The sequence below is a fragment of the Naasia sp. SYSU D00057 genome, from assembly GCF_017916505.1.
Taxonomy (GTDB): Bacteria; Actinomycetota; Actinomycetes; order Actinomycetales; family Microbacteriaceae; genus Naasia.
Window position 1 is genome coordinate 428,403 of record NZ_JAFMSZ010000002.1, and the last position, 21,092, is coordinate 449,494.

General features: G+C 71.2%; 23 protein-coding genes, 1 tRNA gene and 1 pseudogene. 4 read left to right on the top strand and 21 right to left on the bottom strand.

The features are described 5' to 3' along the window. Window positions 1–21 precede the first annotated feature (21 nt). Window positions 22–1,074, top strand: a complete 1,053-nt coding sequence (locus tag J3P36_RS09330; protein ID WP_210507387.1) for an ATP-dependent DNA ligase — start codon at window positions 22–24, stop codon at window positions 1,072–1,074. Then, window positions 1,071–1,565, top strand: a pseudogene (locus tag J3P36_RS16900) (deoxyribodipyrimidine photo-lyase); the annotation flags it as partial. The gene J3P36_RS09330 and the pseudogene J3P36_RS16900, both read left to right, overlap by 4 nt. Window positions 1,566–2,223: 658 nt before the next feature. On the opposite strand, the gene J3P36_RS09340 reads toward J3P36_RS16900, so the two are convergent. Both J3P36_RS09340 and J3P36_RS09345 read right to left on the bottom strand, forming a co-directional pair. Further along, a tRNA-Phe gene (locus J3P36_RS09340) sits at window positions 2,224–2,339 on the bottom strand. A gap of 150 nt (window positions 2,340–2,489) precedes the next feature. Next, on the bottom strand, window positions 2,490–3,563 hold the full coding sequence (locus J3P36_RS09345) for a M12 family metallopeptidase (protein WP_210507389.1): 1,074 nt from the start codon (window positions 3,561–3,563) through the stop codon (window positions 2,490–2,492). Between the two features lie 163 nt (window positions 3,564–3,726). Between J3P36_RS09345 and J3P36_RS09350 the strand changes: the two genes are divergently transcribed. Then, the gene (locus tag J3P36_RS09350) at window positions 3,727–4,608 is read left to right on the top strand and encodes an alpha/beta fold hydrolase (RefSeq protein WP_246854480.1); all 882 of its coding nucleotides are present in this window, start codon (window positions 3,727–3,729) and stop codon (window positions 4,606–4,608) included. 117 nt (window positions 4,609–4,725) lie between these two features. On the opposite strand, the gene ligD is transcribed toward J3P36_RS09350, so the two are convergent. The 13 genes from ligD to J3P36_RS09415 all read right to left on the bottom strand — a co-directional run bounded on the left by ligD (window position 4,726) and on the right by J3P36_RS09415 (window position 15,079). Then, window positions 4,726–5,754 carry a non-homologous end-joining DNA ligase gene (gene ligD, locus J3P36_RS09355; RefSeq protein ID WP_210507393.1) on the bottom strand — a complete coding sequence of 343 codons (1,029 nt, stop codon included), beginning with the start codon at window positions 5,752–5,754 and terminating at the stop codon, window positions 4,726–4,728. 242 nt (window positions 5,755–5,996) lie between these two features. Further along, window positions 5,997–6,647 (bottom strand): 50S ribosomal protein L17, encoded by a 651-nt coding sequence (gene rplQ, locus J3P36_RS09360; protein ID WP_210507395.1) that lies wholly within the window; start codon window positions 6,645–6,647, stop codon window positions 5,997–5,999. Between the two features lie 30 nt (window positions 6,648–6,677). Beyond that, window positions 6,678–7,670 carry a DNA-directed RNA polymerase subunit alpha gene (locus J3P36_RS09365; RefSeq protein ID WP_210507397.1) on the bottom strand — a complete coding sequence of 331 codons (993 nt, stop codon included), beginning with the start codon at window positions 7,668–7,670 and terminating at the stop codon, window positions 6,678–6,680. Window positions 7,671–7,901: 231 nt separating this feature from the next. Then, the gene (rpsK, locus tag J3P36_RS09370; protein ID WP_210507399.1) at window positions 7,902–8,303 is read right to left on the bottom strand and encodes a 30S ribosomal protein S11; all 402 of its coding nucleotides are present in this window, start codon (window positions 8,301–8,303) and stop codon (window positions 7,902–7,904) included. Window positions 8,304–8,366: 63 nt separating this feature from the next. Further along, on the bottom strand, window positions 8,367–8,747 hold the full coding sequence (gene rpsM / locus J3P36_RS09375) for a 30S ribosomal protein S13 (RefSeq protein ID WP_210507401.1): 381 nt from the start codon (window positions 8,745–8,747) through the stop codon (window positions 8,367–8,369). 230 nt (window positions 8,748–8,977) lie between these two features. Continuing rightward, complete coding sequence (rpmJ, locus tag J3P36_RS09380; RefSeq protein ID WP_129520984.1) at window positions 8,978–9,091, bottom strand: 50S ribosomal protein L36; 114 nt, start codon at window positions 9,089–9,091, stop codon at window positions 8,978–8,980. A gap of 56 nt (window positions 9,092–9,147) precedes the next feature. Continuing rightward, a complete protein-coding gene (gene infA / locus J3P36_RS09385) occupies window positions 9,148–9,369 on the bottom strand; it encodes a translation initiation factor IF-1 (RefSeq protein WP_100365313.1) in 222 nt (73 codons plus the stop codon). Between the two features lie 219 nt (window positions 9,370–9,588). Then, a complete protein-coding gene (locus tag J3P36_RS09390) occupies window positions 9,589–10,743 on the bottom strand; it encodes a mannitol-1-phosphate 5-dehydrogenase (protein ID WP_210507403.1) in 1,155 nt (384 codons plus the stop codon). Beyond that, window positions 10,740–11,180, bottom strand: a complete 441-nt coding sequence (locus tag J3P36_RS09395) for a PTS sugar transporter subunit IIA (RefSeq protein WP_210507405.1) — start codon at window positions 11,178–11,180, stop codon at window positions 10,740–10,742. Before J3P36_RS09395 ends, J3P36_RS09390 begins: the two co-directional genes overlap by 4 nt. A 64-nt stretch (window positions 11,181–11,244) precedes the next feature. Continuing rightward, window positions 11,245–12,783: a PTS mannitol transporter subunit IICB gene (locus tag J3P36_RS09400; protein ID WP_210507407.1), complete on the bottom strand. Its 1,539-nt coding sequence runs from the start codon at window positions 12,781–12,783 to the stop codon at window positions 11,245–11,247. 51 nt (window positions 12,784–12,834) lie between these two features. Next, complete coding sequence (ptsP, locus tag J3P36_RS09405) at window positions 12,835–14,493, bottom strand: phosphoenolpyruvate--protein phosphotransferase (RefSeq protein ID WP_210507409.1); 1,659 nt, start codon at window positions 14,491–14,493, stop codon at window positions 12,835–12,837. Further along, entirely contained in the window at window positions 14,490–14,753 is a 264-nt protein-coding gene (locus J3P36_RS09410; RefSeq protein WP_210507411.1) for an HPr family phosphocarrier protein, read from the bottom strand. Before J3P36_RS09410 ends, ptsP begins: the two co-directional genes overlap by 4 nt. Window positions 14,754–14,755: 2 nt before the next feature. Beyond that, on the bottom strand, window positions 14,756–15,079 hold the full coding sequence (locus tag J3P36_RS09415) for a hypothetical protein (RefSeq protein ID WP_210507413.1): 324 nt from the start codon (window positions 15,077–15,079) through the stop codon (window positions 14,756–14,758). 127 nt (window positions 15,080–15,206) lie between these two features. On the opposite strand from J3P36_RS09415, the gene J3P36_RS09420 reads away from it, so the two are divergent. Beyond that, complete coding sequence (locus tag J3P36_RS09420) at window positions 15,207–17,105, top strand: transcription antiterminator (protein ID WP_210507415.1); 1,899 nt, start codon at window positions 15,207–15,209, stop codon at window positions 17,103–17,105. Between the two features lie 103 nt (window positions 17,106–17,208). On the opposite strand, the gene J3P36_RS16335 is transcribed toward J3P36_RS09420, so the two are convergent. The 6 genes from J3P36_RS16335 to rplR all read right to left on the bottom strand — a co-directional run bounded on the left by J3P36_RS16335 (window position 17,209) and on the right by rplR (window position 21,090). Further along, window positions 17,209–17,799: an adenylate kinase gene (locus J3P36_RS16335; RefSeq protein ID WP_307807025.1), complete on the bottom strand. Its 591-nt coding sequence runs from the start codon at window positions 17,797–17,799 to the stop codon at window positions 17,209–17,211. Next, window positions 17,796–19,118 (bottom strand): preprotein translocase subunit SecY, encoded by a 1,323-nt coding sequence (secY, locus tag J3P36_RS16340; protein ID WP_307807026.1) that lies wholly within the window; start codon window positions 19,116–19,118, stop codon window positions 17,796–17,798. Before secY ends, J3P36_RS16335 begins: the two co-directional genes overlap by 4 nt. Window positions 19,119–19,218: 100 nt before the next feature. Beyond that, a complete protein-coding gene (gene rplO, locus J3P36_RS09430; RefSeq protein WP_210507417.1) occupies window positions 19,219–19,833 on the bottom strand; it encodes a 50S ribosomal protein L15 in 615 nt (204 codons plus the stop codon). After that, on the bottom strand, window positions 19,833–20,015 hold the full coding sequence (rpmD, locus tag J3P36_RS09435) for a 50S ribosomal protein L30 (RefSeq protein WP_210507419.1): 183 nt from the start codon (window positions 20,013–20,015) through the stop codon (window positions 19,833–19,835). The genes rplO and rpmD overlap by 1 nt, the downstream gene beginning before the upstream one ends. Further along, a complete protein-coding gene (gene rpsE / locus J3P36_RS09440) occupies window positions 20,015–20,722 on the bottom strand; it encodes a 30S ribosomal protein S5 (protein WP_210507421.1) in 708 nt (235 codons plus the stop codon). Before rpsE ends, rpmD begins: the two co-directional genes overlap by 1 nt. Further along, window positions 20,719–21,090 carry a 50S ribosomal protein L18 gene (rplR, locus tag J3P36_RS09445; RefSeq protein ID WP_210507423.1) on the bottom strand — a complete coding sequence of 124 codons (372 nt, stop codon included), beginning with the start codon at window positions 21,088–21,090 and terminating at the stop codon, window positions 20,719–20,721. The genes rpsE and rplR overlap by 4 nt, the downstream gene beginning before the upstream one ends. Between the last annotated feature and the right edge of the window lie 2 nt (window positions 21,091–21,092).

Here is a 21,092-nt window from a genome sequence, read left to right on the forward strand (position 1 = left end):
CGGCTCCGGCAGGATGGGCCCATGGACCTGCCCGTCGACCTGCCAACGGAGCCGATGCTCGCGAAGGCCATCCCCGACATCCCGGCCTCCGCACCGGGCGGCGGGGCCCTCAGCTACGAGCCGAAGTGGGACGGGTTCCGCGGGATCGTCTACTTCGACGGCACCGAGGTCGAGATCGGCTCCCGCGGCTCGAAGACGCTCACCCGGTACTTCCCCGAGCTCGTCGAGGTGTTCCGTGAGCAGCTCCCCGAGCCGTGCGTCCTCGACGGGGAGATCATCGTGCGGACCGGCACGCCGGGCGCCGAGCGCCTGGACTGGGAGGCGCTCTCGCAGCGGATCCACCCGGCCGAGAGCCGCATCCGGAGGCTCGCCGAGGAGACGCCCGCGGCGTTCGTCGCGTTCGACGCCCTCGCGGCCGGCGACCGATCCCTCCTCGGCGCGCCCTTCTCCGAGCGTCGGGCCGAGCTCGAGCGGCTGCTCGCGGACGCGGCGGCTCCTCTGCACCTCACCCGCACGACGGGCGATCCGGAGGTGGCGCGGTCCTGGCTCACCGAGTTCGAGGGCGCCGGCCTCGACGGGGTGGTCGCGAAGCCGCTCGAGGCGACGTACCAGCCCGGCAAGCGGACGATGCTGAAGATCAAGCACGAGCGGACCGCCGACGTGGTCGTCGTCGGCTATCGCGTGCACAAGAGCGGCCGCGGCGTCGGCTCCCTGCTCGTCGCGCTGCACGACGACGCAGGGCAGCTGCGGAACGTGGGCGGCATCTCGGCGTTCTCGGACGCGCGCCGGCTGGAGCTCGTCGACCAGCTCGACCCGCTCGTGAAGCGCGATGCCGAGGGCAACCCGGTGACAGGGGAGGGCGAGCGCAACCGGTTCTCGACCAACAAGGACACCTCGTTCGTCGTGCTGCGACCGGAGCTCGTCGTGGAGGTGCGCTACGACCAGATGGAGGGCGACCGCTTCCGGCACACGGCGCAGTTCGTCCGGTGGCGGCCGGATCGGGACGCGGCGTCGTGCACGTTCGCCCAGCTCGACCGGCCGATCGCGTACGACCTCGACCGCGTGATCCGGTGACCGCCGCCTCCGTCGTCTGGCTGCGCGACGACCTGCGGCTCTCCGACAATCCGGCGCTCACGGCGGCGGCGGAGCGCGGCGGTCCGGTGGTCGTGCTCTTCGTGCTGGACGACGACCCGGCCGTGACGCGGCCCCGCGGCGGCGCGAGCCGCTGGTGGCTGCACGGCAGCCTCGCCTCGCTCGCGGACGAGCTGCGCTCGCGCGGCTCGGCCCTCGTCCTGCGGCGCGGATCGGCGGCCTCGATCGTGCCGGCCGTCGCGGCGGAGGCCGGCGCGGGCGCGGTGTTCTGGAACCGGCGCTACGAGGCGGGCGAACGCGAGCAGGACGCCTCCCTCAAGTCCGCGCTGCGGGGGCAGGGGCTCGAGGTGCGCAGCTTCGCGGCCTCGCTGCTCTCCGAGCCCGAGCAGGTCCGGCGTGCGGACGGCGAGCCGTACGGCGTCTACTCCGCCTACGTCCGCGCCGCCCGCGCGCTCGGGGCTCCGCGAGAGCCGCTGCCCGTCCCCGCGGCGCTGCCGGCCCCCTCCGTGCCGCCCTCCTCCGACGTGCTCGAGGACTGGGAGCTCCTGCCCACCTCGCCCGACTGGGCGGCCGGGCTGCGCGACACCTGGACCCCCGGCGAGCGCGGCGGCGGCGACCGGCTCGCCGCGCTGACGGGGCGACTCGAGGAGTACGGGCACGACCGGGACCTGCCCGCGGCCGACGCCACCTCCCGCCTCTCCCCCCACCTCCGGAACGGCGAGGTGAGCCCGCACCAGGTGTGGCACGCGGTGACCGCGGCGGACCCCGCGGGCCGCAGCTCCGGCAAGTTCCTCGGCGAGCTGCTCTGGCGCGAGTTCAACTACAGCCTGCTCACCGCCCACCCGCGCCTCGGCGACGAGAACCTCCGGCCCGCCTTCGACCGGTTCCCGTGGAACCCGGCGGATCCGGCGGTCCTGGAGCGCTGGCAGCGCGGCCGCACGGGCTTCCCGCTCGTCGACGCCGGCATGCGGCAGCTGTGGACGACGGGCTGGATGCACAACCGGGTGCGGATGGTGACCGCCTCGTTCCTCGTCAAGAACCTGCTGATCGACTGGCGGGAGGGCGAGCGGTGGTTCTGGGACACCCTCGTCGACTCGGATCCGGCGAACAACGCGGCCAATTGGCAGTGGGTGGCGGGCACGGGGATCGACCCCGCCCCCTACTTCCGGGTGTTCAACCCGGTGCTGCAGAGCCGCAAGTTCGACCCGGAGGGAACCTACCTGCGCACCTGGCTGCCCGAGCTCGCCCATCTCGATGCCGCGGCGATCCACGAGCCGCGCGGCGTCACCGGCTACCCCGTGCCGATGGTCGACCTCAAGGCGAGCCGAGCGGCGGCGCTGCGCGCGTTCGACTCGATCTCCGGCTGACCGCCGCACCGTCGGAGCGAGCTCTGCGGCTCACCAGACCATGACGGCGGACTGGCCCGACTCCCACGAGTAGTAGAGCCGAACGCGGACGACGTAGCGCCGGCCGGCGAACAGCTTGACCTTGACGAGCGCGTTCCGCTCCTCGCCGCCGTCGTCGTCGCCCGCGAGGTAGCGCAGCTCGCCCTCCACCTCCTCGAACAGCACGAGCACGACATCCGAGGAGCCGAAGGTGCCGATGCTGTACTCGCGGCTCGCGTCCGGCCGGAACTCCGCGTCGAACTGCTCCGTCGGCTGCAGCGACAGGGGCACCGAGACGAAGGGCTGCAGCACCGCCATGGTCCCTCCGGCCTGTCCCGGGTACCAGGTGCGGATGTACTCCTTGTCGGCCTCGGACAGGGTCCCCGGCGGGTAGATGCCGTTCTGGTACTGCTCGGGCGAGAGCACCAGGCCACCCGGGAACTCGTACTCCATGACCGAGTTCGGGTCCCAGTTCGAGCCGGTGACCTCACCCGGCGACAGCTTCTGCAGCACGTTGCGGTAGACGGTGTCGCGGTCCCAGTTGTTCGGCGGGCCGCCGAGGTAGGAGTACACCGCCTCCTCGTCCCAGACGATGCCGGCGTTCGGGTTCTGGTGCTCGTGCGGCATCCCGAACGCGTGCCCGAGCTCGTGCAGCGCGGTCGTGCGGCCGTAGGGCGACGTGAGGTCCCAGCCGAAGTTCATGGTCCGCTCGGTCACGCCGATCTCCAGGCAGTCGCGGCCGATGTACGACCACGATCCGTCGCCCTGCCGGAAGCCGATGCGCAGCTCCGACTCGGACGCCTGCGCGACCTCCTCGAAGACGAGCCCGATGCCGAGCGCCTTCCACTCGGCGAAGGCGTCGCGCACCGCCTGCTGCTGGTCGGCGCCGCCGGGATCGGTGTCGATGAAGCAGTAGTGCAGCACCGTGCCGTTGACCCACTGGCTCCGTCCCCGGATGAGCGCCTCGTACCGGTCCGCGGGCATGCCGGGACGGGCGGGCGGCAGCGCGCGGGGCTTGAGCACGCAGTAGCGCAGCTCGTCCTGCTCGTGGCGCGGTCCCGTGGTGCCGGGCTGGTCATCGGACATGTCGCACTCCCTCGGTCGGTGCTGCGGACGCTACCCGGGGCCGCCGACGGCCCCCGCGGCGACGCCACCCTAGACCCGGGCCCTGCGGCACCTCCATGGACCTCCGGCCTTGACAGCGTGCCGCCCCTTCCTCAGCCGGCATGCCCGGAGCAGGATGTTCGCCGTGCCTTCCGGAACAGCTCACAGGGCCGAGGCGGTCCTCTTCGACGGGTCGCGGATCCCGTTCACCGTGGCGGGGAACGGGCCGGCGGTGCTCCTCCCCGTCCGGGTCGAGCCGTTCGAGGAGGCGGCGGCCACGACGCTGCGCGCGTGGGGCGGCGACCCGGACCTCGGGCCCGCCCTGGTCGCGGCGCTGGCGCAGGGCTTCACGGTGGTGGCCGCGGACTACGAGGGTCACCGCATGGCGACCCCGGCCGAGGGCGGCCTCGTGCCGGACGCCCTCGCATCCGACCTGCTCGCGATCGCGGACGCGGCGGGCGCCTCGTCGTTCGCCTACTACGGCTACTCCTGGCTCGCGGTCGCCGGGCTGCAGCTCGCGATCCGCACCGACCGCCTGTGGGCGCTGGCAATGGGCGGATATCCGCCGGTGGACGGGCCGTACGCGGCGATGCTCGCCGTCACCCGCGCCGCCCACGAGAAGGCCCTCGCCCCGACGCCCCCGCCGCCGATCGAGGCGGTCGAGCCCGGGGACTGGGACGCCGCGGGCGTGGGCGCCGGCGCCGACGTGACCGGGCAGTTCGTCGCGCTCTACGAGCACCTGCAGGGCTTCGACGACCGCGCCGCCGCGCTCAGCCTCCGCATCCCGCGGCTGGCCTTCGCCGGGGACGCCGACGACATCGCCTACGGGGAGGGCTGGGGCGACACGGTGGTGCGCATCGCGGAGCCGCTCGCGCGGACCCGGGCGGAGCTGGAGGCGGCGGGATGGGAGGTCGAAGTGCTGCCCGGCCTCGACCATCTGGGTGCGATGCACAGCGCCGCCGTGCTGCCGGTGCTGGCGCCGTGGCTCGACAGGCATCGCCCCGATCCCGCGACCACCGACGGGTGACGAATCAAGGAGATCCGGGCCCCGGCGACGGGGTCCATGCGGATCCCGGCGGTTCCTTGGCCGGATCCCCTTGAGTCGTCACACCCCTGCAGGAGGGGCCGGCGAGAGCGCCGCGGCTCAGTCCCAGTTCTTGGGGTTGATGCGGCTCGGCTGCACGCGCGGAGGCTCGCCCGGCATCTTCGGGTAGTCGGGCGGGTAGGGCATCTCGCCCTGCCCGTTCGCCACGTCGCGCTCCCACCACTCGAGGAGCACGCGCAGGTCGCCCTGCCGCTCCCCCATCGTCGCCCACGCATCGCCGCGCTCGGCGACGATGCCGGGCACGGTGCGGACCGTGAAGTCGGCGGGCGTCACGTCCTCGAGGTCCTCCCAGCGGAACGGCATCGAGACGGTCGCCCCCGCGGTCGCGCGCGGGCTGTAGGCGCCGGCGATGGTGCGGTCGCGCGCGGCCTGGTTGAAGTCGACGAACACGCGCTCGCCGCGCTCCTCCTTCCACCACGCCGTCGTGACGCGGTCCGGCATCCGCCGCTCGAGCTCGCGGGCGGCCGCGATGACGGCATGGCGCACGTCGATGTAGTCCCACTCGGGGCGGATGGGCGCGAACACGTGGATGCCCCGGTTGCCGGAGGTCTTCGGGAACGCGTCGAGCCCCGCCTCACGCAGCACCTCGCGCAGCTCGGCGGCGGCGGGCACGGCGTCCTCGAAGCCGCGACCCGGCTGCGGGTCGAGGTCGATGCGCAGCTGGTCGGGGTGGTCGACGTCCGCCGCCCGGCTCGGCCAGGGGTGGAACACGACCGTGTTCATCTGCACCATCCACACGAGCGCCGCGGGGTCGTCGATGACGAGCATCGGATGCTTCCGGGCGCTGGGGAAGGTGACCATCACCTCGCGGATGAAGTCCGGCTTGCCCTTCGGCGGGTTCTTCGAGAAGAACATGTCGCCGTCGACGCCCGCGCCATAGCGCTGCAGCGCGACCGGGCGGTCGCCCACCGCACGCACGAACGGCTCGCCGACCGCGACGACGTACTCGGCGAGCTCGAGCTTCGTGACCCCCGCCTGCGGCCAGATCACCCGGGAGGGGCTGGAGACCCGCATCTCGAGGGGACCGTCCGGGCCCGGGACGGTCAGGGTCGTCGCCTCGCTCGCCATGGCCCGACCCTACCGAACGGCCCGTCCCGGCTTCCCCTCCCGTCAGCAGGAACCGGACCGCTGTCCAGCAGGAACGGAACGCCCTCAGCAGGAGGAATCCGGCCACTTCTGCCTGCTGGACCTCCTGCCTTCCTGCTGGAAGTCAGGGGAGGGACCAGGAACTCCCCGGCCGCCGACGCCGGAGACGGCGAACCGCCCGCCCCCAGAAGGGGACGGGCGGTTCGCACTGGATGCTGCGAGGACTACTTCTTGTCGTCCTCGGCCACCTCGGCGGCGTCCTGCTCGACCTCGGTCGCAGCCGGGGTCGGCTCCTCGGCGGGCGTCGGCTCGGACGTCTCGACGGCCTCGGTCGCCTCGACGGGGGCCTCGTCGGCGCCACCGGCGGCCTCGTCGACCGTCGCCTCGGACTCGGTCACCACGTCGTCCGCGGCAGCGGCGTCCGCGACCGGAGCCTCAGCGGCGGGAGCGGCGGCCGGAGCGGCCGCGGCACCGCGGGAGCGGCGGGTCGTGGTCGGGGCGGTCGCCTTCGCCTGGAGCGGCTCGAGGACGAGCTCGATCACGGCGAGGGGCGCGTTGTCGCCCTTGCGGAAGCCGATCTTCGTGATGCGGGTGTAGCCACCCGGGCGCTCGGCGACGAGCGGCGCGATCTCGGTGAAGAGCTCGTGCACGGCGCTCTTGTCGCGGACCACGGTCAGCACGCGACGGCGCGCGTGCAGGTCGCCGCGCTTCGCGAACGTCACGAGACGCTCGGCGAGCGGCTGAAGGCGCTTCGCCTTGGTCTCGGTCGTCGTGATCGACTTGTGGGTGAAGAGGGCCGTCGCGAGGTTCGCGAGCAGGAGGCGCTCATGCGCCGGGCCGCCCCCGAGACGGGGACCCTTGGCTGGTCTGGGCATTGTCTATTCCTCGTGGATCAGGACCGAACGTCAGTTCGCGTCGTCGTCGTCGTAGCCGCTGAAGTAGTGCGCGCCGTCGAACCCGGGCACCGCGTCCTTGAGCGAGAGGCCGAGCTCGACGAGCTTGTCCTTCACCTCGTCCACGGACTTCTGACCGAAGTTGCGGATGTTCATCAGCTGCGTCTCCGAGAGGGCGACGAGCTCGCTCACCGTGTTGATGCCCTCGCGCTTGAGGCAGTTGTAGGAGCGGACCGACAGGTCCAGGTCCTCGATCGGCATCGACAGCTCGGAGCTGAGAACGGCGTCGACCGGCGCGGGGCCGATCTCGATGCCCTCGGCGGCCGTGTTCAGCTCGCGGGCGAGGCCGAACAGCTCGGTCAGGGTGCGGCCGGCGGACGCGATCGCGTCACGCGGGCTGATGGCCGGCTTCGTCTCGACGTCGACCACGAGACGGTCGAAGTCGGTGCGCTCACCGGCACGCGTCGCCTCGACACGGTAGGTGACCTTGAGCACCGGCGAGTAGATGGAGTCGATCGGGATCTGGCCCGCCTCCGAGAACTCGCTGCGGTTCTGCGCCGCCGACACGTAGCCGCGGCCGCGCTCGATGGTCAGCTCGAGGTCGAACTTGGCCTTGTCGTTGAGCGTCGCGATGACGAGGTCCGGGTTGTGGATCTCCACGCCCGCCGGCGCCGAGATGTCGGCGGCGGTGACGGGGCCGGCGCTCTGCTTGCGCAGGTAGGCGGTGATCGGCTCGTCGTGCTCGCTCGAGACCACGAGGCCCTTGACGTTCAGGATGATCTCGGTGACATCCTCCTTCACGCCCGGGATGGTCGTGAACTCGTGCTGCACGCCCTCGATGCGGATGCTCGTGACCGCGGCACCCGGGATCGACGAGAGCAGCGTGCGGCGAAGGGAGTTGCCGAGGGTGTAACCGAAGCCCGGCTCGAGCGGCTCGATGACGAACCGCGAGCGGAATTCAGAGATGTTCTCTTCGACGAGCGTCGGTCGCTGTGCGATGAGCACTGTGTGTTCCTTTCGAAAGAGTGTCCGCTATATGACACGCTTCTGCGACGCCGGGTGGCGGCCGGCGGGTATTGAGTTAGCTCTGGGGGCGCTGGGCCGGGACCGTGGTCGCGACCCAGCGCACCTCACGTGATTTCGAGACGCGCGCTGCGCGCGCTCCTCAATCAGCGGGGCGGTCGCTGCTGCGCGGCGACCGTCGGACCGAGGCTGCGCCTCGGGCTGTGCTTGGCGTCAGACCCGGCGCCGCTTGGGCGGGCGGCAGCCGTTGTGCGCCTGCGGCGTCACATCGTTGATCGACCCGACCTCGAGGCCGGCGGCCTGCAGCGAGCGGATGGCGGTCTCGCGTCCCGAGCCGGGGCCCTTGACGAACACGTCCACCTTCTTCATGCCGTGCTCCTGCGCCTGGCGGGCGGCCGACTCGGCGGCGAGCTGCGCGGCGAACGGGGTCGACTTGCGGCTGCCCTTGAAGCCGACGCCTCCGGAGGAGGCCCAGCTGATCACGGCACCGGTGGTGTCCGTGATGGAAACGATCGTGTTGTTGAACGTCGACTTGATGTGGGCCTGGCCCACGGCGATGTTCTTCTTCTCCTTGCGGCGCGGCTTGCGGCCGGCGCCCGCCTTCGGTGCTGCCATGTTGGCGTTCTCCCTGAAATTCCTTGACCGGGTGTTGGGGATGCGGCGGATGCCGCAGCCCTGCTACTTGCGGCCGGCCTTCTTCTTGCCGGCGACGGTGCGCTTCGGGCCCTTGCGGGTGCGCGCGTTCGTCTTGGTGCGCTGTCCGCGCACGGGGAGGCCGCGGCGGTGGCGCAGGCCCTCGTAGCTGCCGATCTCGACCTTGCGGCGGATGTCGGCGGCGACCTCGCGGCGGAGGTCACCCTCCACCTTCCAGGTGCCTTCGATGTGGTCGCGGAGCGCGACGAGCTGGTCGTCGGTCAGGTCCTTGACGCGGATGTCGCCGCTGATCCCGGTGACGCTGAGCGTCTGCAGGGCGCGGGTACGGCCGATGCCGTAGATGTACGTGAGGGCGACCTCCACGCGCTTGTCGCGCGGGATGTCGACGCCGGCGAGACGTGCCATGTGTGGCTTCTCCTTGGAGAGACGTCGGAGGTGTGGAGCGGATCCGGTGCCCGGGCCTCCGACCCGGGGTGTCCCCCACTTCCGTGGGTTCTGGAACCGCCTAGTTGCTGTTCAGTTGTGTCTTCGGTTCCGGTATTCGCCGGAACCTGCGTCTTCGAGGTTTCGAGACGCGCGCCAAGCAATGGCGCGCCCTCAACCTTGATGGGCGGGCGCTGTTCGCGCCCGCGCCATCAACCCTGCCGCTGCTTGTGCCTCGGGTTCTCGCAGATCACCATGACGTTGCCGTGGCGACGGATCACCTTGCACTTGTCGCAGATGCGCTTGACGCTGGGGTTGACCTTCATGTTGTTTCCTTCGCTGGCCTCGTGCCCCCGCAGGGGCCGTTCCTTCCCAGCAGCTGCTACTTGTAGCGGTAGACGATCCGGCCGCGGGTCAGGTCGTACGGGCTCAGCTCCACGATCACCCGGTCCTCGGGGAGGATTCGGATGTAGTGCTGTCGCATCTTGCCCGAGATGTGAGCGAGGACCTTGTGTCCGTTGCTCAGCTCGACGCGGAACATCGCGTTGGGCAGAGCTTCGAGCACCGAGCCTTCGATCTCGATTACGCCGTCCTTCTTGGCCATAGCCTCACTTCAATGCATGCAGAGTTCTGCTGGTCGTGCGGGATGATGGATTGCGGTGCCGCCCCGAGCGCACGACGCCGCGATGAACTCGCTGCCGGAGAAGGGGGATGGGCCGACGGGCCCGGGCACCAACGAGCTATCGTATGCGAAAGCCGGCACTTGCGCCAGCCGACCCGCCCACGGCCCGTCCATCAGGGGAGAACGCGGTGGCGCGCTCCCCTATTCCTGCCGTGCGCCGCGGGCCGCGTCGATCTCGGCCACGACGGCGGCGAGGAGCGGCGACCCGGTGTCGAGGCCGGTGATCTCCTGCGCGAGCTCGGCGGATGGGCGGTCGCTCGCGAGCAGCTCCTGCAGCCGGACGCTCTCGGCGTCCTCCGGGACGTCGAAGCGCAGTGCGGCCCCGATGGCGCGGACGAGCGCGTCGGCGGGGCGGCCCCGCTCGACGAGCTCCGCGGCCGGGCCGACGAACCGCTCGTGCCGGCTCAGCTTGCGCAGCGGGGCACGCCCCACCCGCTCGACGGTGTCGGACAGGGCGGGGTTGCCGAACCGGGCGAGGTTCTTCTGCAGGTACTCCTCCTGCTGTGCCTGGGAGAACCCGTGCTTCGCGACGAGGAGGTCCTTCGTCTCGGCGAGCACCGCCGCGACCTCGGCGGCCACCTCGGGGATCTCGAGCGCCTCGACGAGGGTCGAGGCGCCGCGCGCGAAGCCGTGGTACGCGAGGGTCGCATGCCCGGTGTTGACGGTGAAGAGCTTGCGCTCGATGTAGGGGGCCAGGTCGTCCACGAAGGTCGCCTCGGGGATGGCCGGCGGCTTCCCGCGGAACGGCCCCTTCTCGATGGCCCACTCGAAGAAGTCCTCGACGGTGACGTCGAGTCCGGCGGCGGGATCCTGGCCCGGCACGATCCGGTCGACCGCCGTGTTGGCGAACACCGCGCGCCGCAGCACGTGCTCGTCGTCGGCGAGCAGCATCTCGATCTCGGAGCGGAGCAGGTCGGTGGCGCCGATCGCGTTCTCGCACGCCATCACGTGCACGGGGGCCGCCTTGTTCCCGCGGGCCCGGAGGCCCTCGGCGATGACGGGGGCGATGAACTTGAGGATGCTCGGGCCCACCGCGGTGGTGACGATGTCGGCGGTCGCGACCTCGCGCACCACCTCGGCCTCGGCGGTGCGGCTGTTGAGCGCGCGGTAGTTGTCGACGGTCCAGTCGCGCGCCTTCGGGCCGACCTCGTGCACGCGGTAGCTGGGGGTCGCGGCGAGCGCGTCGATCAGCTCGGCGTTGACGTCGGCGAAGACCACCTCGTACCCGGCGTTGTGCAGGATCAGCCCGACGAAGCCGCGCCCGATGTTGCCGGCGCCGAAGTGGACGGCCTTCACGCGTCGTCCTCGTTCACGTCTCCGAGGAGCTCGAACAGCTCCTCGGGCGTGCGGGCCGCCAGCAGCTTCTCCACCTCGTCCTCGTCGCTGAACACGAGGGCGATCTTCGACAGGATCCCGAGGTGCTCGTTGTTCTGGCCGGCGATGCCGATCACGAAGCGCACCTCGTTGCCGTCCCAGTCGAGCGGGGAGTCGTATCGGACGATGGCCAGCGCAGACCGGAGGATCGTGTCCTTGGCCTCGTTGGTGCCGTGCGGGATGGCGAGCCAGTTGCCCATGTAGGTGGACACGGTGTTCTCGCGGTCGAACATGGCGTCGACGTAGGCCGGCTGCACCGCCCCGGCGTTCACCAGCATGGCGCCCACCTCTCGGATGGCATCGTCGCGCGAGGCGGCGGTGCCGTTCAGGGTGATGCGGTCGAGCTCCAGGACGTTCATCGGGTTCCTTCCACGGGAGATGGGAGTGGGTGCGGGGAGAGGACTCCCCGCACCCACTTTTCGCCTACTTGTTCTGGCCCGCCACCCGTTGCACGACCTCGTCGTACCGGGGACTGTTCATGAAGTTGTCCACCGACACGTGCTGAGCGTGCGGCGCCTTCTGCTCGGCCCGCGGCGTGAGCTCGCGCTGGGTGATCACGAGGTCGGCGCTGTCGTCGAGGTTCGAGATGGCCTTGTTGACCACCGTCACCCCTTCCACGCCCGCCTTCTTGATCTTGTTCCGGAGCACCGAGGCGCCCATCGCGCTGGAGCCCATGCCCGCGTCGCACGCGAACACGATGCTTCGGATGGGAGCGCTGTCCGTGGCGGTGCTTCCGCCCGCGCCGCCCTCGGTGGCGACCTCCGAGCCGCCGACGATGCCGGCGCCGACGTTCTGGGCGCTTCCGGGACGGTCCGAGGTGCCGAGGTTCGACAGGACCGAGCTCTCCTTGCCCTTGTTCGCCTGCGTGGCGGCGACCGCGGCCGACATGTCGCCCGCGTCATCCCGCTCGAGGTCGCGCTTGCGGCTCGCCCGGAGGATCACCGACGCGACGACGAACGAGACCAGCGCGGAGAGGATCACCGACAGGATCACGCCGACGTAGCTGTCGCTCGCGGTCTGCAGCAGCACCGCGAAGATGCTGCCGGGAGACGCGGGCGCACGCAGACCCGAGTTGAAGATGACGTTGGTGAAGATGCCGGTCATGCCGCCCGCGATCGCCGCGAGGATGAGGATCGGCTTCGACAGCACGTACGGGAAGTAGATCTCGTGGATGCCGCCGAGGAAGTGGATGATGATCGCGCCGGGCGCGCTCGCCTTGAACATCCCGATGCCGAACACCGCGAAGGCGAGCAGGATGCCGAGGCCGGGGCCCGGGTTCGCCTCGAGCAGGAACAGGATGCTCTTGCCATCCTCGAGCGACTGCTGGACACCGAGCGGCGTGAGCACGCCCTGGTTGATGGCGTTGTTCAGGAACAGCACCTTGCCGGGCTCGATGAAGAGGCTGACGAGCGGCAGCAGGCCGAGACCCACGAGCCAGTCGACGGCACCCTCGATCAGCGCGCTCAGCGCGGTGACGATGGGGGCGATGCCGAAGAAGGCGCCGATCGCGAGGAGCATGCCCAGGATGCCCGCGGAGAAGTTGTTGACGAGCATCTCGAAGCCGGGCCGGATCTTGCCGTCCCAGATGCTGTCGACCTTCTTCATGATGTACGCCGCGAGCGGGCCGACGATCATCGCGCCCATGAACTGCGGGATCTCGCTGCCGACGATCACGCCCATGGTGGCGATGGTCGCCACGACGCCGCCACGGGTGTCGTAGATCATGCGCCCGCCCTGGTTGGCGATGAGGAGGGGCAGCAGATAGGTGATCATCGGGCCCACGAGTCCGCCGAGGGTCTCGTTCGGCGTCCACCCGGTGGGGATGAAGAAGGCCGTGATGAGGCCCCAGGCGATGAACGCCGCGATGTTCGGCAGGACCATGCCGGAGAGGAAGGTGCCGAACCGCTGCACGTGCACCCGTGCCCCGCGCTTCCGCGGCGGGGCTGCTGACGTCGCTGTCATTGTTGTTGTTCTCCTGTTTCTCGCTGGACTCGGTGGGAGGGGAGGGAAGGGTCAGACAGGCAGCAGGGCGCGTGCTGCGGCGCGCGCGCCGGCGGCGTCCTCGGCCCCGAGGGCTGCCTCGGCGAGGGCGACGGCCTGCTCCCGCGTGTGCTGGAGGAGCTCGGCGCGCACGTCCCCGAGCGCCGACGGCGACATCGAGAGCGAGGTCGCGCCGAGGCCGACGAGGACGACGGCGAGCAGCGGGTCGGCGGCGGCCTCGCCGCAGATGCCGACCGGCTTGCCGAGGGCGGCGCCGGCACGGCCGACCTCGCGCACGAGGCGCAGCACGGCGGGATGCCACGGGTCCTGGAAGGACGCCACCGAGCCGAGGAGCCGGTCCGCGGCCAGGGTGTACTGCGTGAGGTCGTTGGTGCCGATGCTCGCGAAGTCGGCCTCGAGCAGCACGCGGTCCGCCAGCAGCGCGGAGGAGGGCACCTCCACCATGACGCCGGCGGTGCGGATGCCGAGCTCGCGGGCCAGAGCCACGAAGTACCGGGTCTCCTCGACGGTCGACACCATCGGCGCCATCACCCAGAGGTCCGCGTCCGACTCGGACTGAGCGCGGGCGAGGGCGGTCAGCTGATCGCGGAGGATCTGCTCCGTCGCGCGCAGTGCGCGGAGGCCGCGGAGCCCGAGCGCAGGATTCTCCTCCGGCGCGTCGTTGAGGAAGCTGAGCGGCTTGTCCGCGCCGGCGTCGAGCACGCGCACGACGACCTTCTTGCCGCCGGGGAAGCCGCGGAGGAGCTTCGCGTAGTGGGCGTACTGCTGCGAGACGGTGGGGGCGGTCTTCGCGTCGAGGAACAGGAACTCGGTGCGGAACAGCCCGACTCCCTCGGCGCCCGCCGCGACGGCGGCGTCGACGCCGTCGGCGGAGCCCAGGTTGGCCAGCAGCGGCACGCGGGTGCCGTCGGCGAGCGCGCCCGGCCCGACCGGGACGGAGGCGCGCGCCGCGCGCCGCGCCCCCTCGGCACGTGCGGCCGACAGCTGCTCCTCGTCCGGAGCGACCCGGATCTCGCCGGTCGACGAGTCCGCGATGACGACGGTGCCATCGGCGAGGTCCAGGGCTCCGCGGGCGCTCACGATCGCGGGGATCGACTTCTCGCGGGCGAGGATCGCGGTGTGCGACGTGGGCCCGCCCTCGCTTGTGACCACAGCGAGGACCTTCTCGAGGTCGAGCAGCGCCGTGTCGGCGGGGGCCAGGTCGCGAGCGACGAGCACGAAGGGCGTGTCGCTCTCCGGCACACCGGGCGCCGGCACCCCGGAGAGGCGGGCGATGACGCGCTGGGCGACGTCGTCGAGGTCGGTGGCGCGCTCCGCCATGTAGCCGCCGAGGCCCACGAGCATGTCCCGGAAGCCGGCGAACGCCTCGAAGACGGCGCGCTCGGCGGTGGCGCCGTTGTCGACGCGGGTGTCGATGTCGCTGCGGAGGGTCGGGTCGTCGGCCATCAGGGCCTGCGCCTCGAGCACCTCCTGCGCCTTGCCGCCCGCCTTCTCACCGCGCGCGCGGATGTCCTGCGCCGTCGCGGCGAGCGCGCCCGTCACCCGGTCCTTCTCGGAGTCGGGGCCGATGGTGCTCGGCAGCGTCGGGGGCTCCGGCAGCCGGTCGGGCATGCGCAGCACCGGCCCGACCACGAGGGCCCGGCCGATGCCGACACCGGTGAGGGTGCTCATGCGTCGTGGTCCGTCGTGAGGAGGCCCTCGAGCTCGTCGAGCACGCCCTCCGCCCCCTCGCCGTCGACGCTCAGCTGAACCTCGTCGCCGTGGTCGATGCCGAGCGAGATGACGCCGAGGATGCTCGCGGCGTTCACCGACTTCCCGTTCTTCGTGAGCTGGACGGGGACGCCCGCTTTGGCGGCGGCCTGCGTGAAGATCGCGGCGGGACGGGCGTGCAGCCCGTGGGTGGAGGCGACGACGACGGTGCGTTGCGGCACGACTACTCCTTCGTTTCGATGGTCGGGATCCCACGGTAGGCCGCCGTGGCGAGCAGTTCTCGGGCTTGCGCGACGGCCGCCTGCGCCCCTGCCGCGCCGAACGCGGCCGCCGGCAGCAGCCCCACCGGGGTGGGTGCGACGAGCGTGCGGACCGCTTCGGTGCGGTCGGCCAGCTGGGGTGCGAGCAGCACCGCCTCGCCCAGGACGGCGCCGAGGGCGTCGATCGGGGTGACCACGGGTTCGAGATCCGGGTCGACGGCCCGCATCCGCTGGGCGAGGAAGGTCCCGGAGACGCCGGCGACGCAGACGAGCAGAACTCTCGCCATGTCCGCCTCCTCGCGTCCGGGGTCTTCCGCCACAGTTTCCTCCTCCCCTCCGCGACGACGCCAGCGGAAACGCTTCCGCACCCCCCGGAAGCCCGCCGCCGGGGAAAGGTGGTTGAGTTGACGCGATATGGCCGACAAGACCCCGCAGCTGCTCGAGCACCTCGCGCGCGCCGACGGCTGGGTCGCCGCGAGCGAGCTCGCCGAGCGCCTCGGGGTGAGCACGCGCACGGTGCGCAGCTACGTCACGGCGATCAAGGCCGCCGCGGGGCCCCTCGACGTCATCACGTCGTCGACGAGCGGCTACCGGCTCAACCGGGACGCGTACGCCGACTACGCGTCGGCGTCGGGCTCGGGCGACGGAACGCCGAGCAGGCCGCGCGAGCGCGTGGCGTTCCTCGTCAGCCGGCTCACCCAGTCCTCCTCCGGTGCCGGCATCCACGACCTGGCCTCCGCCCTCTTCGTGTCGGAGTCGACCCTCGAGTCCGACCTGCGCCGCGTGCGCAGCCTCGCCCGGGACTGCGGCGTCGAGCTGGTGCGCAGCGGCGACGCGGTGCGGTTCGAGGGCACGGAGGAGGGCGTGCGCCGGCTCATCAGCCGCATCTTCCGAGAGGAGACCGCGCGCGGCATGTTCGACCTCCGGCAGGTGCAGGAGGCGTTCGCCGTCGGCGACCTCAGCGCATTCAAGACCGACGTGATCGAGCTGCTGCACTCGTCCGGGTACGCCGTGAACGAGCTCGGGCTCGACGGCGTCCTCGTGCACACCGCGATCGCGGTGGAGCGGTCGAGGCGGAGCCTCCCGCCCGCCGGATCGGGGGCCGCCGCCGACGCGGCCGAGCTGCAGGACGCTCTCGCCGCGATCGTGGAGCGCCATTTCGGCACAGCGCTGCCGGAGGGAGAGCTCGCGTCGCTGACCCTCCTGCTCACGACCCGCGTGGGCACCCGGCGAGCCCGTCCCACCGACCTCGACTCCCCCGCCGTCGCCGACGACGTCGCCGTGCTGCGGCGCCTCGTGCACGGCGCGGAGCGCGAGTACCTCGTCGACCTGTCGGACGAGGACTTCCTGCTCCGGCTCGCGCTGCATGTCCGCAATCTCGTGGCCCGCTCACGGGCCGGGTCGCTCACGCGGAATCCGCTCGCCCGCTCGATCAAGACGTCGTACCCGCTGACCTACGAGCTCGCGGTCTACCTCGCGAGCGAGATCCAGCGCGAGTTCGGGATCACGGTCAACGACGACGAGATCGCCTTCATCGCGCTGCACGTCGGATCCTCGCTCGAGCGCCGCGGCCGCCCGGCCGACGAGGTCACCGTCACGCTGGTGCTGCCGGAGTACCACGACATGGCGGACGTCCTGCGGGATCGGGTCGAGGCCGCCGCGGACGTCCGGGTCGCCGCGGTCGTGACCCGCACCGACGCTCCCCTCGCCGAGCTGCCCGGCGACCTCGTGGTCACGACCGTGCCCGTCGCGCCGCGGCCAGAGGGGGTCGTCGTGGTCAGCCCGTTCCCGACGGCGGCCGATGCGGAGGCCGTGCGCTCAGCGGTCGCGCGCGTCCGCCGGCACCGCCGGCGCCGGCGCATCCGCGACGACCTGCTCCTCTACTTCGACGAGTCGCTGTTCCTGCGCGACCCGGACGCCGCCGACGAGGCCTCGGTCATCCGCCTCCTCGGCGAGCGGATGATCGGTCAGGGCATCATCGACGAGACGTATCTCGACGGCGTCCTCGAGCGCGAGCGCCTCTCCTCGACGGCGTTCACGGAGAGTCTGGCCGTGCCGCACTCGATGGCGATGACGGCCCGGCGCACCGCCATCGCGGTCGCCGTCTACGGCAGCCCGATCGCCTGGGGCGAGGGCCGCGTCAGCGTCGTCGCCCTCGCGGCGTTCAGCGCCGAGGGTCGTGCGGCCTTCCAGACGGTGTTCGAGCAGTTCGTCGAGGTCTTCTCCGACCGCGCCGACGTCGCCCGCCTGCTGCACGGCTCCGCCGACTTCGCGTCGTTCATCGAGCAGCTGACCCTGCTGATCGACAGCTGAGCCGCGCACCCTCTGCGTCCCCGCGCCGGAAACGCACTCGCCGCGGGGGATACGACACCCGCGGGGAGTGCGTTTCCCCCGCGGCGAGCGGAGATGGTGGAGGCTACGCCGCCTTGCCGTCGATGCCGAGCCCGCCGAGCGCGTCGACGATGCGGTCGGTGACCTCGTCCATCGAGCCCAGGCCGTCGATGCTCACCACGACGCCGCGCGAGGCGTACACGTCGATGAGCGGCGCGGTCTCGCGGGCGTAGACCTCGAGCCGGTGGCGGATGACGTCCTCGGTGTCGTCGGTGCGGCCCTGCTCCGCGGCGCGGCGGAGAAGGCGGCTCACCGTCTCGTCCTCGTCGGCGGTGAGCTGCACGACCGCGTCGAGGGAGTGTCCGCGGGTGGCGAGGAACTCGTCGAGGGTGCGGACCTGCTCCGCCGTGCGGGGATAGCCGTCGAGCAGGAAGCCGCTGTCGGCGTCCGCCGCCGCGAGCCGGTCGCGCACGAGGTCGTTCGTCACCGAGTCGGGCACGTACTCGCCCCGGTCCATGAACGACTTGGCGAGGACGCCGAGCTCGGTGCCGCCGCGCACGTTGTCGCGGAAGATGTCGCCGGTCGAGATCGCGGGGATGCCGAGCCGGGCCGACAGGCGCGCGGCCTGGGTGCCCTTCCCGGATCCGGGCGGGCCGATCAGGAGCAGCCGGGTCACCGGAGCAGCCCCTCGTAGTGGCGCTGCTGCAGCTGCGAGTCGATCTGCTTCACGGTCTCCAGGCCGACACCGACGATGATCAGGATCGAGGCGCCGCCGAACGGGAAGTTCTGGTTGGCGCCGACCCACACGAAGGCGATGAGCGGGATGAGGGCGACGACGCCGAGGTAGATCGACCCCGGCAGGGTCACGCGGGTGAGGACGTAGTCGAGGTACTCCGCGGTCGGCCGGCCGGCGCGGATGCCCGGGATGAAGCCGCCGTACTTCTTCATGTTGTCCGCGACCTCCTCCGGGTTGAAGGTGATCGCGACGTAGAAGTACGTGAACCCGACGATGAGCAGGAAGTACAGGAGCATGTAGAGCGGGTGGTCGCCCTGGGTCAGGTAGTTCTGGATCCAGGTCACCCATGCCTGCGGGGTCTGGCCCGCGGCCGGCTGGTTGAACTGCGCGACGAGCGCGGGCAGGTACAGCAGCGACGAGGCGAAGATCACCGGCACGACGCCCGCCATGTTCACCTTGATCGGGATGTACGTGTTGTTGCCGCCGTAGGTGCGGCGGCCGACCATCCGCTTCGCGTACTGCACCGGGATGCGCCGCTGGCTCTGCTCGACGAACACGACGAGGCCGACGATGACGAGGCCGATCGCGATGACGAGGACCATGACCTCGATGCCCTGCGCCTGGCCGATCAGCCAGATGGAGTTGGGGAAGCTCGCCGCGATCGACGTGAAGATCAGCAGGGACATGCCGTTGCCGATGCCGCGCTCCGTGATGAGCTCGCCGAGCCACATGATGAGGCCGGTTCCCGCGGTCATCGTGACGACCATCAGCAGGATGGCGTACCAGGCGTCGTTCGTGATCAGCTGCGAGCACGACGGGTCGCTGTTCTGCGGGAACAGGGCGCCGCTGCGCGCGACGGTGATGAGGGTCGTCGACTGGAGGACGCCCAGCGCGATCGTGAGGTAGCGCGTGTACTGGGTCAGCTTGGCCTGGCCGGCCTGACCCTCCTTGTACAGCGTCTCGAAGTGCGGGATGACCACGCGCAGCAGCTGGGTGATGATCGACGCCGTGATGTACGGCATGATCCCGAGGGCGAAGATGGACAGCTGCAGCAGCGCGCCGCCGCTGAAGAGGTTGACGAGCTCATAGAGGCCCGAGGTGCCCTGGTTCTGGGCGAGGCACGCCTGCACGTTCGCGAAGTCCACGAACGGGGCCGGGATGAACGATCCCAGCCGGAAGAGGGCGACGATGCCCAGCGTGAAGCCGATCTTGCGTCGCAGATCGGGCGTGCGGAAGATCCGCCCTATAGCTCTGAACACGCTGGTCTGCCTGCTTTCAAATGGGGGTGAAACACGACGTGGCCGGGGTTGTCCCCGGCCACGTCGTCACTAGCGTTCGGGAGCAGTCGCTCCGCGGCGGCTACTTGATCGAGCCGCCGGCGGCGACGATCTTCTGCTCAGCGGAGCCGGAGACCTTGTCGACAGCAACGTTCAGCTTAACCGCAATGTCCCCGGTGCCGAGCACCTTCACCTTCTCGTTCTTGCGAACGGCGCCCTTGGCGACCAGGTCGGTGACGGTGACGTCCCCACCCTGCGGGTAGAGCTCGGCGAGCTTCTCCAGGTTCACGACCTGGTACTCGACGCGGAACGGGTTCTTGAACCCGCGCAGCTTCGGGGTGCGCATGTGCAGCGGCATCTGGCCGCCCTCGAAGCCCGCCTTGACCTGGTACCGGGCCTTGGAGCCCTTGGTGCCGCGGCCGGCGGTCTTGCCCTTCGAGCCCTCACCGCGGCCGACACGGGTGCGCTCCTTGCGGGAGCCCGCGGCGGGGCGGAGGTGGTGCACCTTGAGGACGCGCTCGCGGGCGGCGACCGTCTCCGGCTCGCTCGCGGCGGCCTTCGCGGCACCGGCCTTGGGGGCCTTCGCGGTGGTGGCGGGAGCCGCCGCGGCGGCGGTCTCCTGCTCCGCGGCCGGCTTGCGGGCGCGCGGCTTCTTCGGGGCCGCCTCGGCGGCCTGGTTGGTGGCGTCGTCGGCCATCAGTCGATCTCCTCAACCTTCACGAGGTGAGCGACCGCGCGGACGTAGCCGCGGTTCTGCTCGTTGTCCTCGCGCTCGACGCTGTCGCCGATGCGCTTCAGACCGAGCGAACGCAGCGTGTCGCGCTGGTTCTGCTTCTCGCTCACCTTGGACTTGATCTGGGTCACCTTGAGGGTGGCCATCAGGCACCTGCCTTCACGTCGGCGGCGTGGGCCGCTGCATCGGTCTCGGCGCGCTGCATGCGGGGCGTGAGCACCTGGTCGAGCTCGAGCCCGCGGCGCGCGGCCACGGCGGCCGGCTCCTCGAGGCGCTTCAGCGCGTCGACGGTGGCGTGCACGATGTTGATCGTGTTGCTGGAGCCGAGCGACTTCGAGAGGACGTCGTGGATGCCGGCGCACTCGAGGACGGCGCGGACGGGGCCGCCCGCGATGACGCCGGTACCGGCGGCGGCGGGGCGCAGCAGGACGACGCCGGCCGCGGCCTCACCCTGCACGGGGTGCGGGATCGAGCTCGCGATGCGGGGGACGCGGAAGAAGTTCTTCTTCGCCTCCTCGACGCCCTTGCTGATGGCGGTCGGGACCTCGCGCGCCTTGCCGTAGCCGACGCCCACGAGGCCGTTGCCGTCGCCGACGATCACGAGAGCGGTGAAGCTGAAGCGACGACCACCCTTCACGACCTTGGAGACGCGGTTGATCGTGACGACGCGCTCGAGGAACTGGCTGTCCCGGCCGCCGTCACGGCCGCCCCGGTCGCTGCGGGGGCTGCGCTCACGGCTGCCCCGGCGCTGCTCACGCGGCTCGCTGCGGGTGTCCGTCGACGGAGCGGAGCCCGCCGAGGTCTCGACCAGCGTCTCGCTGGTCTCGTTGTTCGTGCTGCTGACGTCGCTCACAGGCTGAGCCCACCTTCCCGAGCTCCTTCGGCGATAGCCGCGACGCGGCCCGCGTACTTGTTTCCACCGCGGTCGAACACGACCGCGTCGATGCCCGCCGTCTTCGCGCGCTCGGCGACGAGCTCGCCGACCTTGCGCGCCTTGGCGGTCTTGTCGCCCTCGAACGCCCGCAGGTCGGCCTCGAGCGTGGACGCCGACGCGAGGGTGTGGCCCTTGCTGTCGTCGACGACCTGCACGAAGACGTGCCGGGCGGAACGGGTCACGACCAGGCGCGGCCGGACGGCCGTGCCCTCGATCTTCTTGCGCAGACGGCTGTGGCGACGGATGCGCGCAGCAGACTTCGTCTTGCCACGGGTGACAGTGGCCATGA

What these genes read in the sequence shown, in the direction of transcription:
- ligD (WP_210507393.1), bottom strand. Translation starts at nt 5,754, where the DNA reads ATGGCGAGCGAGGCGACGACCCTGACCGTCCCGGGCCCGGACGGTCCC.
- rpsK (WP_210507399.1), bottom strand. Translation starts at nt 8,303, where the DNA reads ATGGCAGCACCGAAGGCGGGCGCCGGCCGCAAGCCGCGCCGCAAGGAG.
- rpsM (WP_210507401.1), bottom strand. Translation starts at nt 8,747, where the DNA reads ATGGCACGTCTCGCCGGCGTCGACATCCCGCGCGACAAGCGCGTGGAG.
- ptsP (WP_210507409.1), bottom strand. Translation starts at nt 14,493, where the DNA reads ATGAGCACCCTCACCGGTGTCGGCATCGGCCGGGCCCTCGTGGTCGGG.
- J3P36_RS09395 (WP_210507405.1), bottom strand. Translation starts at nt 11,180, where the DNA reads ATGAACGTCCTGGAGCTCGACCGCATCACCCTGAACGGCACCGCCGCC.
- J3P36_RS09420 (WP_210507415.1), top strand. Translation starts at nt 15,207, where the DNA reads ATGGCCGACAAGACCCCGCAGCTGCTCGAGCACCTCGCGCGCGCCGAC.
- infA (WP_100365313.1), bottom strand. Translation starts at nt 9,369, where the DNA reads ATGGCCAAGAAGGACGGCGTAATCGAGATCGAAGGCTCGGTGCTCGAA.
- rplQ (WP_210507395.1), bottom strand. Translation starts at nt 6,647, where the DNA reads ATGCCCAGACCAGCCAAGGGTCCCCGTCTCGGGGGCGGCCCGGCGCAT.
- J3P36_RS09415 (WP_210507413.1), bottom strand. Translation starts at nt 15,079, where the DNA reads ATGGCGAGAGTTCTGCTCGTCTGCGTCGCCGGCGTCTCCGGGACCTTC.
- J3P36_RS09330 (WP_210507387.1), top strand. Translation starts at nt 22, where the DNA reads ATGGACCTGCCCGTCGACCTGCCAACGGAGCCGATGCTCGCGAAGGCC.
- J3P36_RS09345 (WP_210507389.1), bottom strand. Translation starts at nt 3,563, where the DNA reads ATGTCCGATGACCAGCCCGGCACCACGGGACCGCGCCACGAGCAGGAC.
- rplR (WP_210507423.1), bottom strand. Translation starts at nt 21,090, where the DNA reads ATGGCCACTGTCACCCGTGGCAAGACGAAGTCTGCTGCGCGCATCCGT.
- J3P36_RS09400 (WP_210507407.1), bottom strand. Translation starts at nt 12,783, where the DNA reads ATGACAGCGACGTCAGCAGCCCCGCCGCGGAAGCGCGGGGCACGGGTG.
- rpmJ (WP_129520984.1), bottom strand. Translation starts at nt 9,091, where the DNA reads ATGAAGGTCAACCCCAGCGTCAAGCGCATCTGCGACAAGTGCAAGGTG.
- rplO (WP_210507417.1), bottom strand. Translation starts at nt 19,833, where the DNA reads ATGGCCGACGACGCCACCAACCAGGCCGCCGAGGCGGCCCCGAAGAAG.
- rpmD (WP_210507419.1), bottom strand. Translation starts at nt 20,015, where the DNA reads ATGGCCACCCTCAAGGTGACCCAGATCAAGTCCAAGGTGAGCGAGAAG.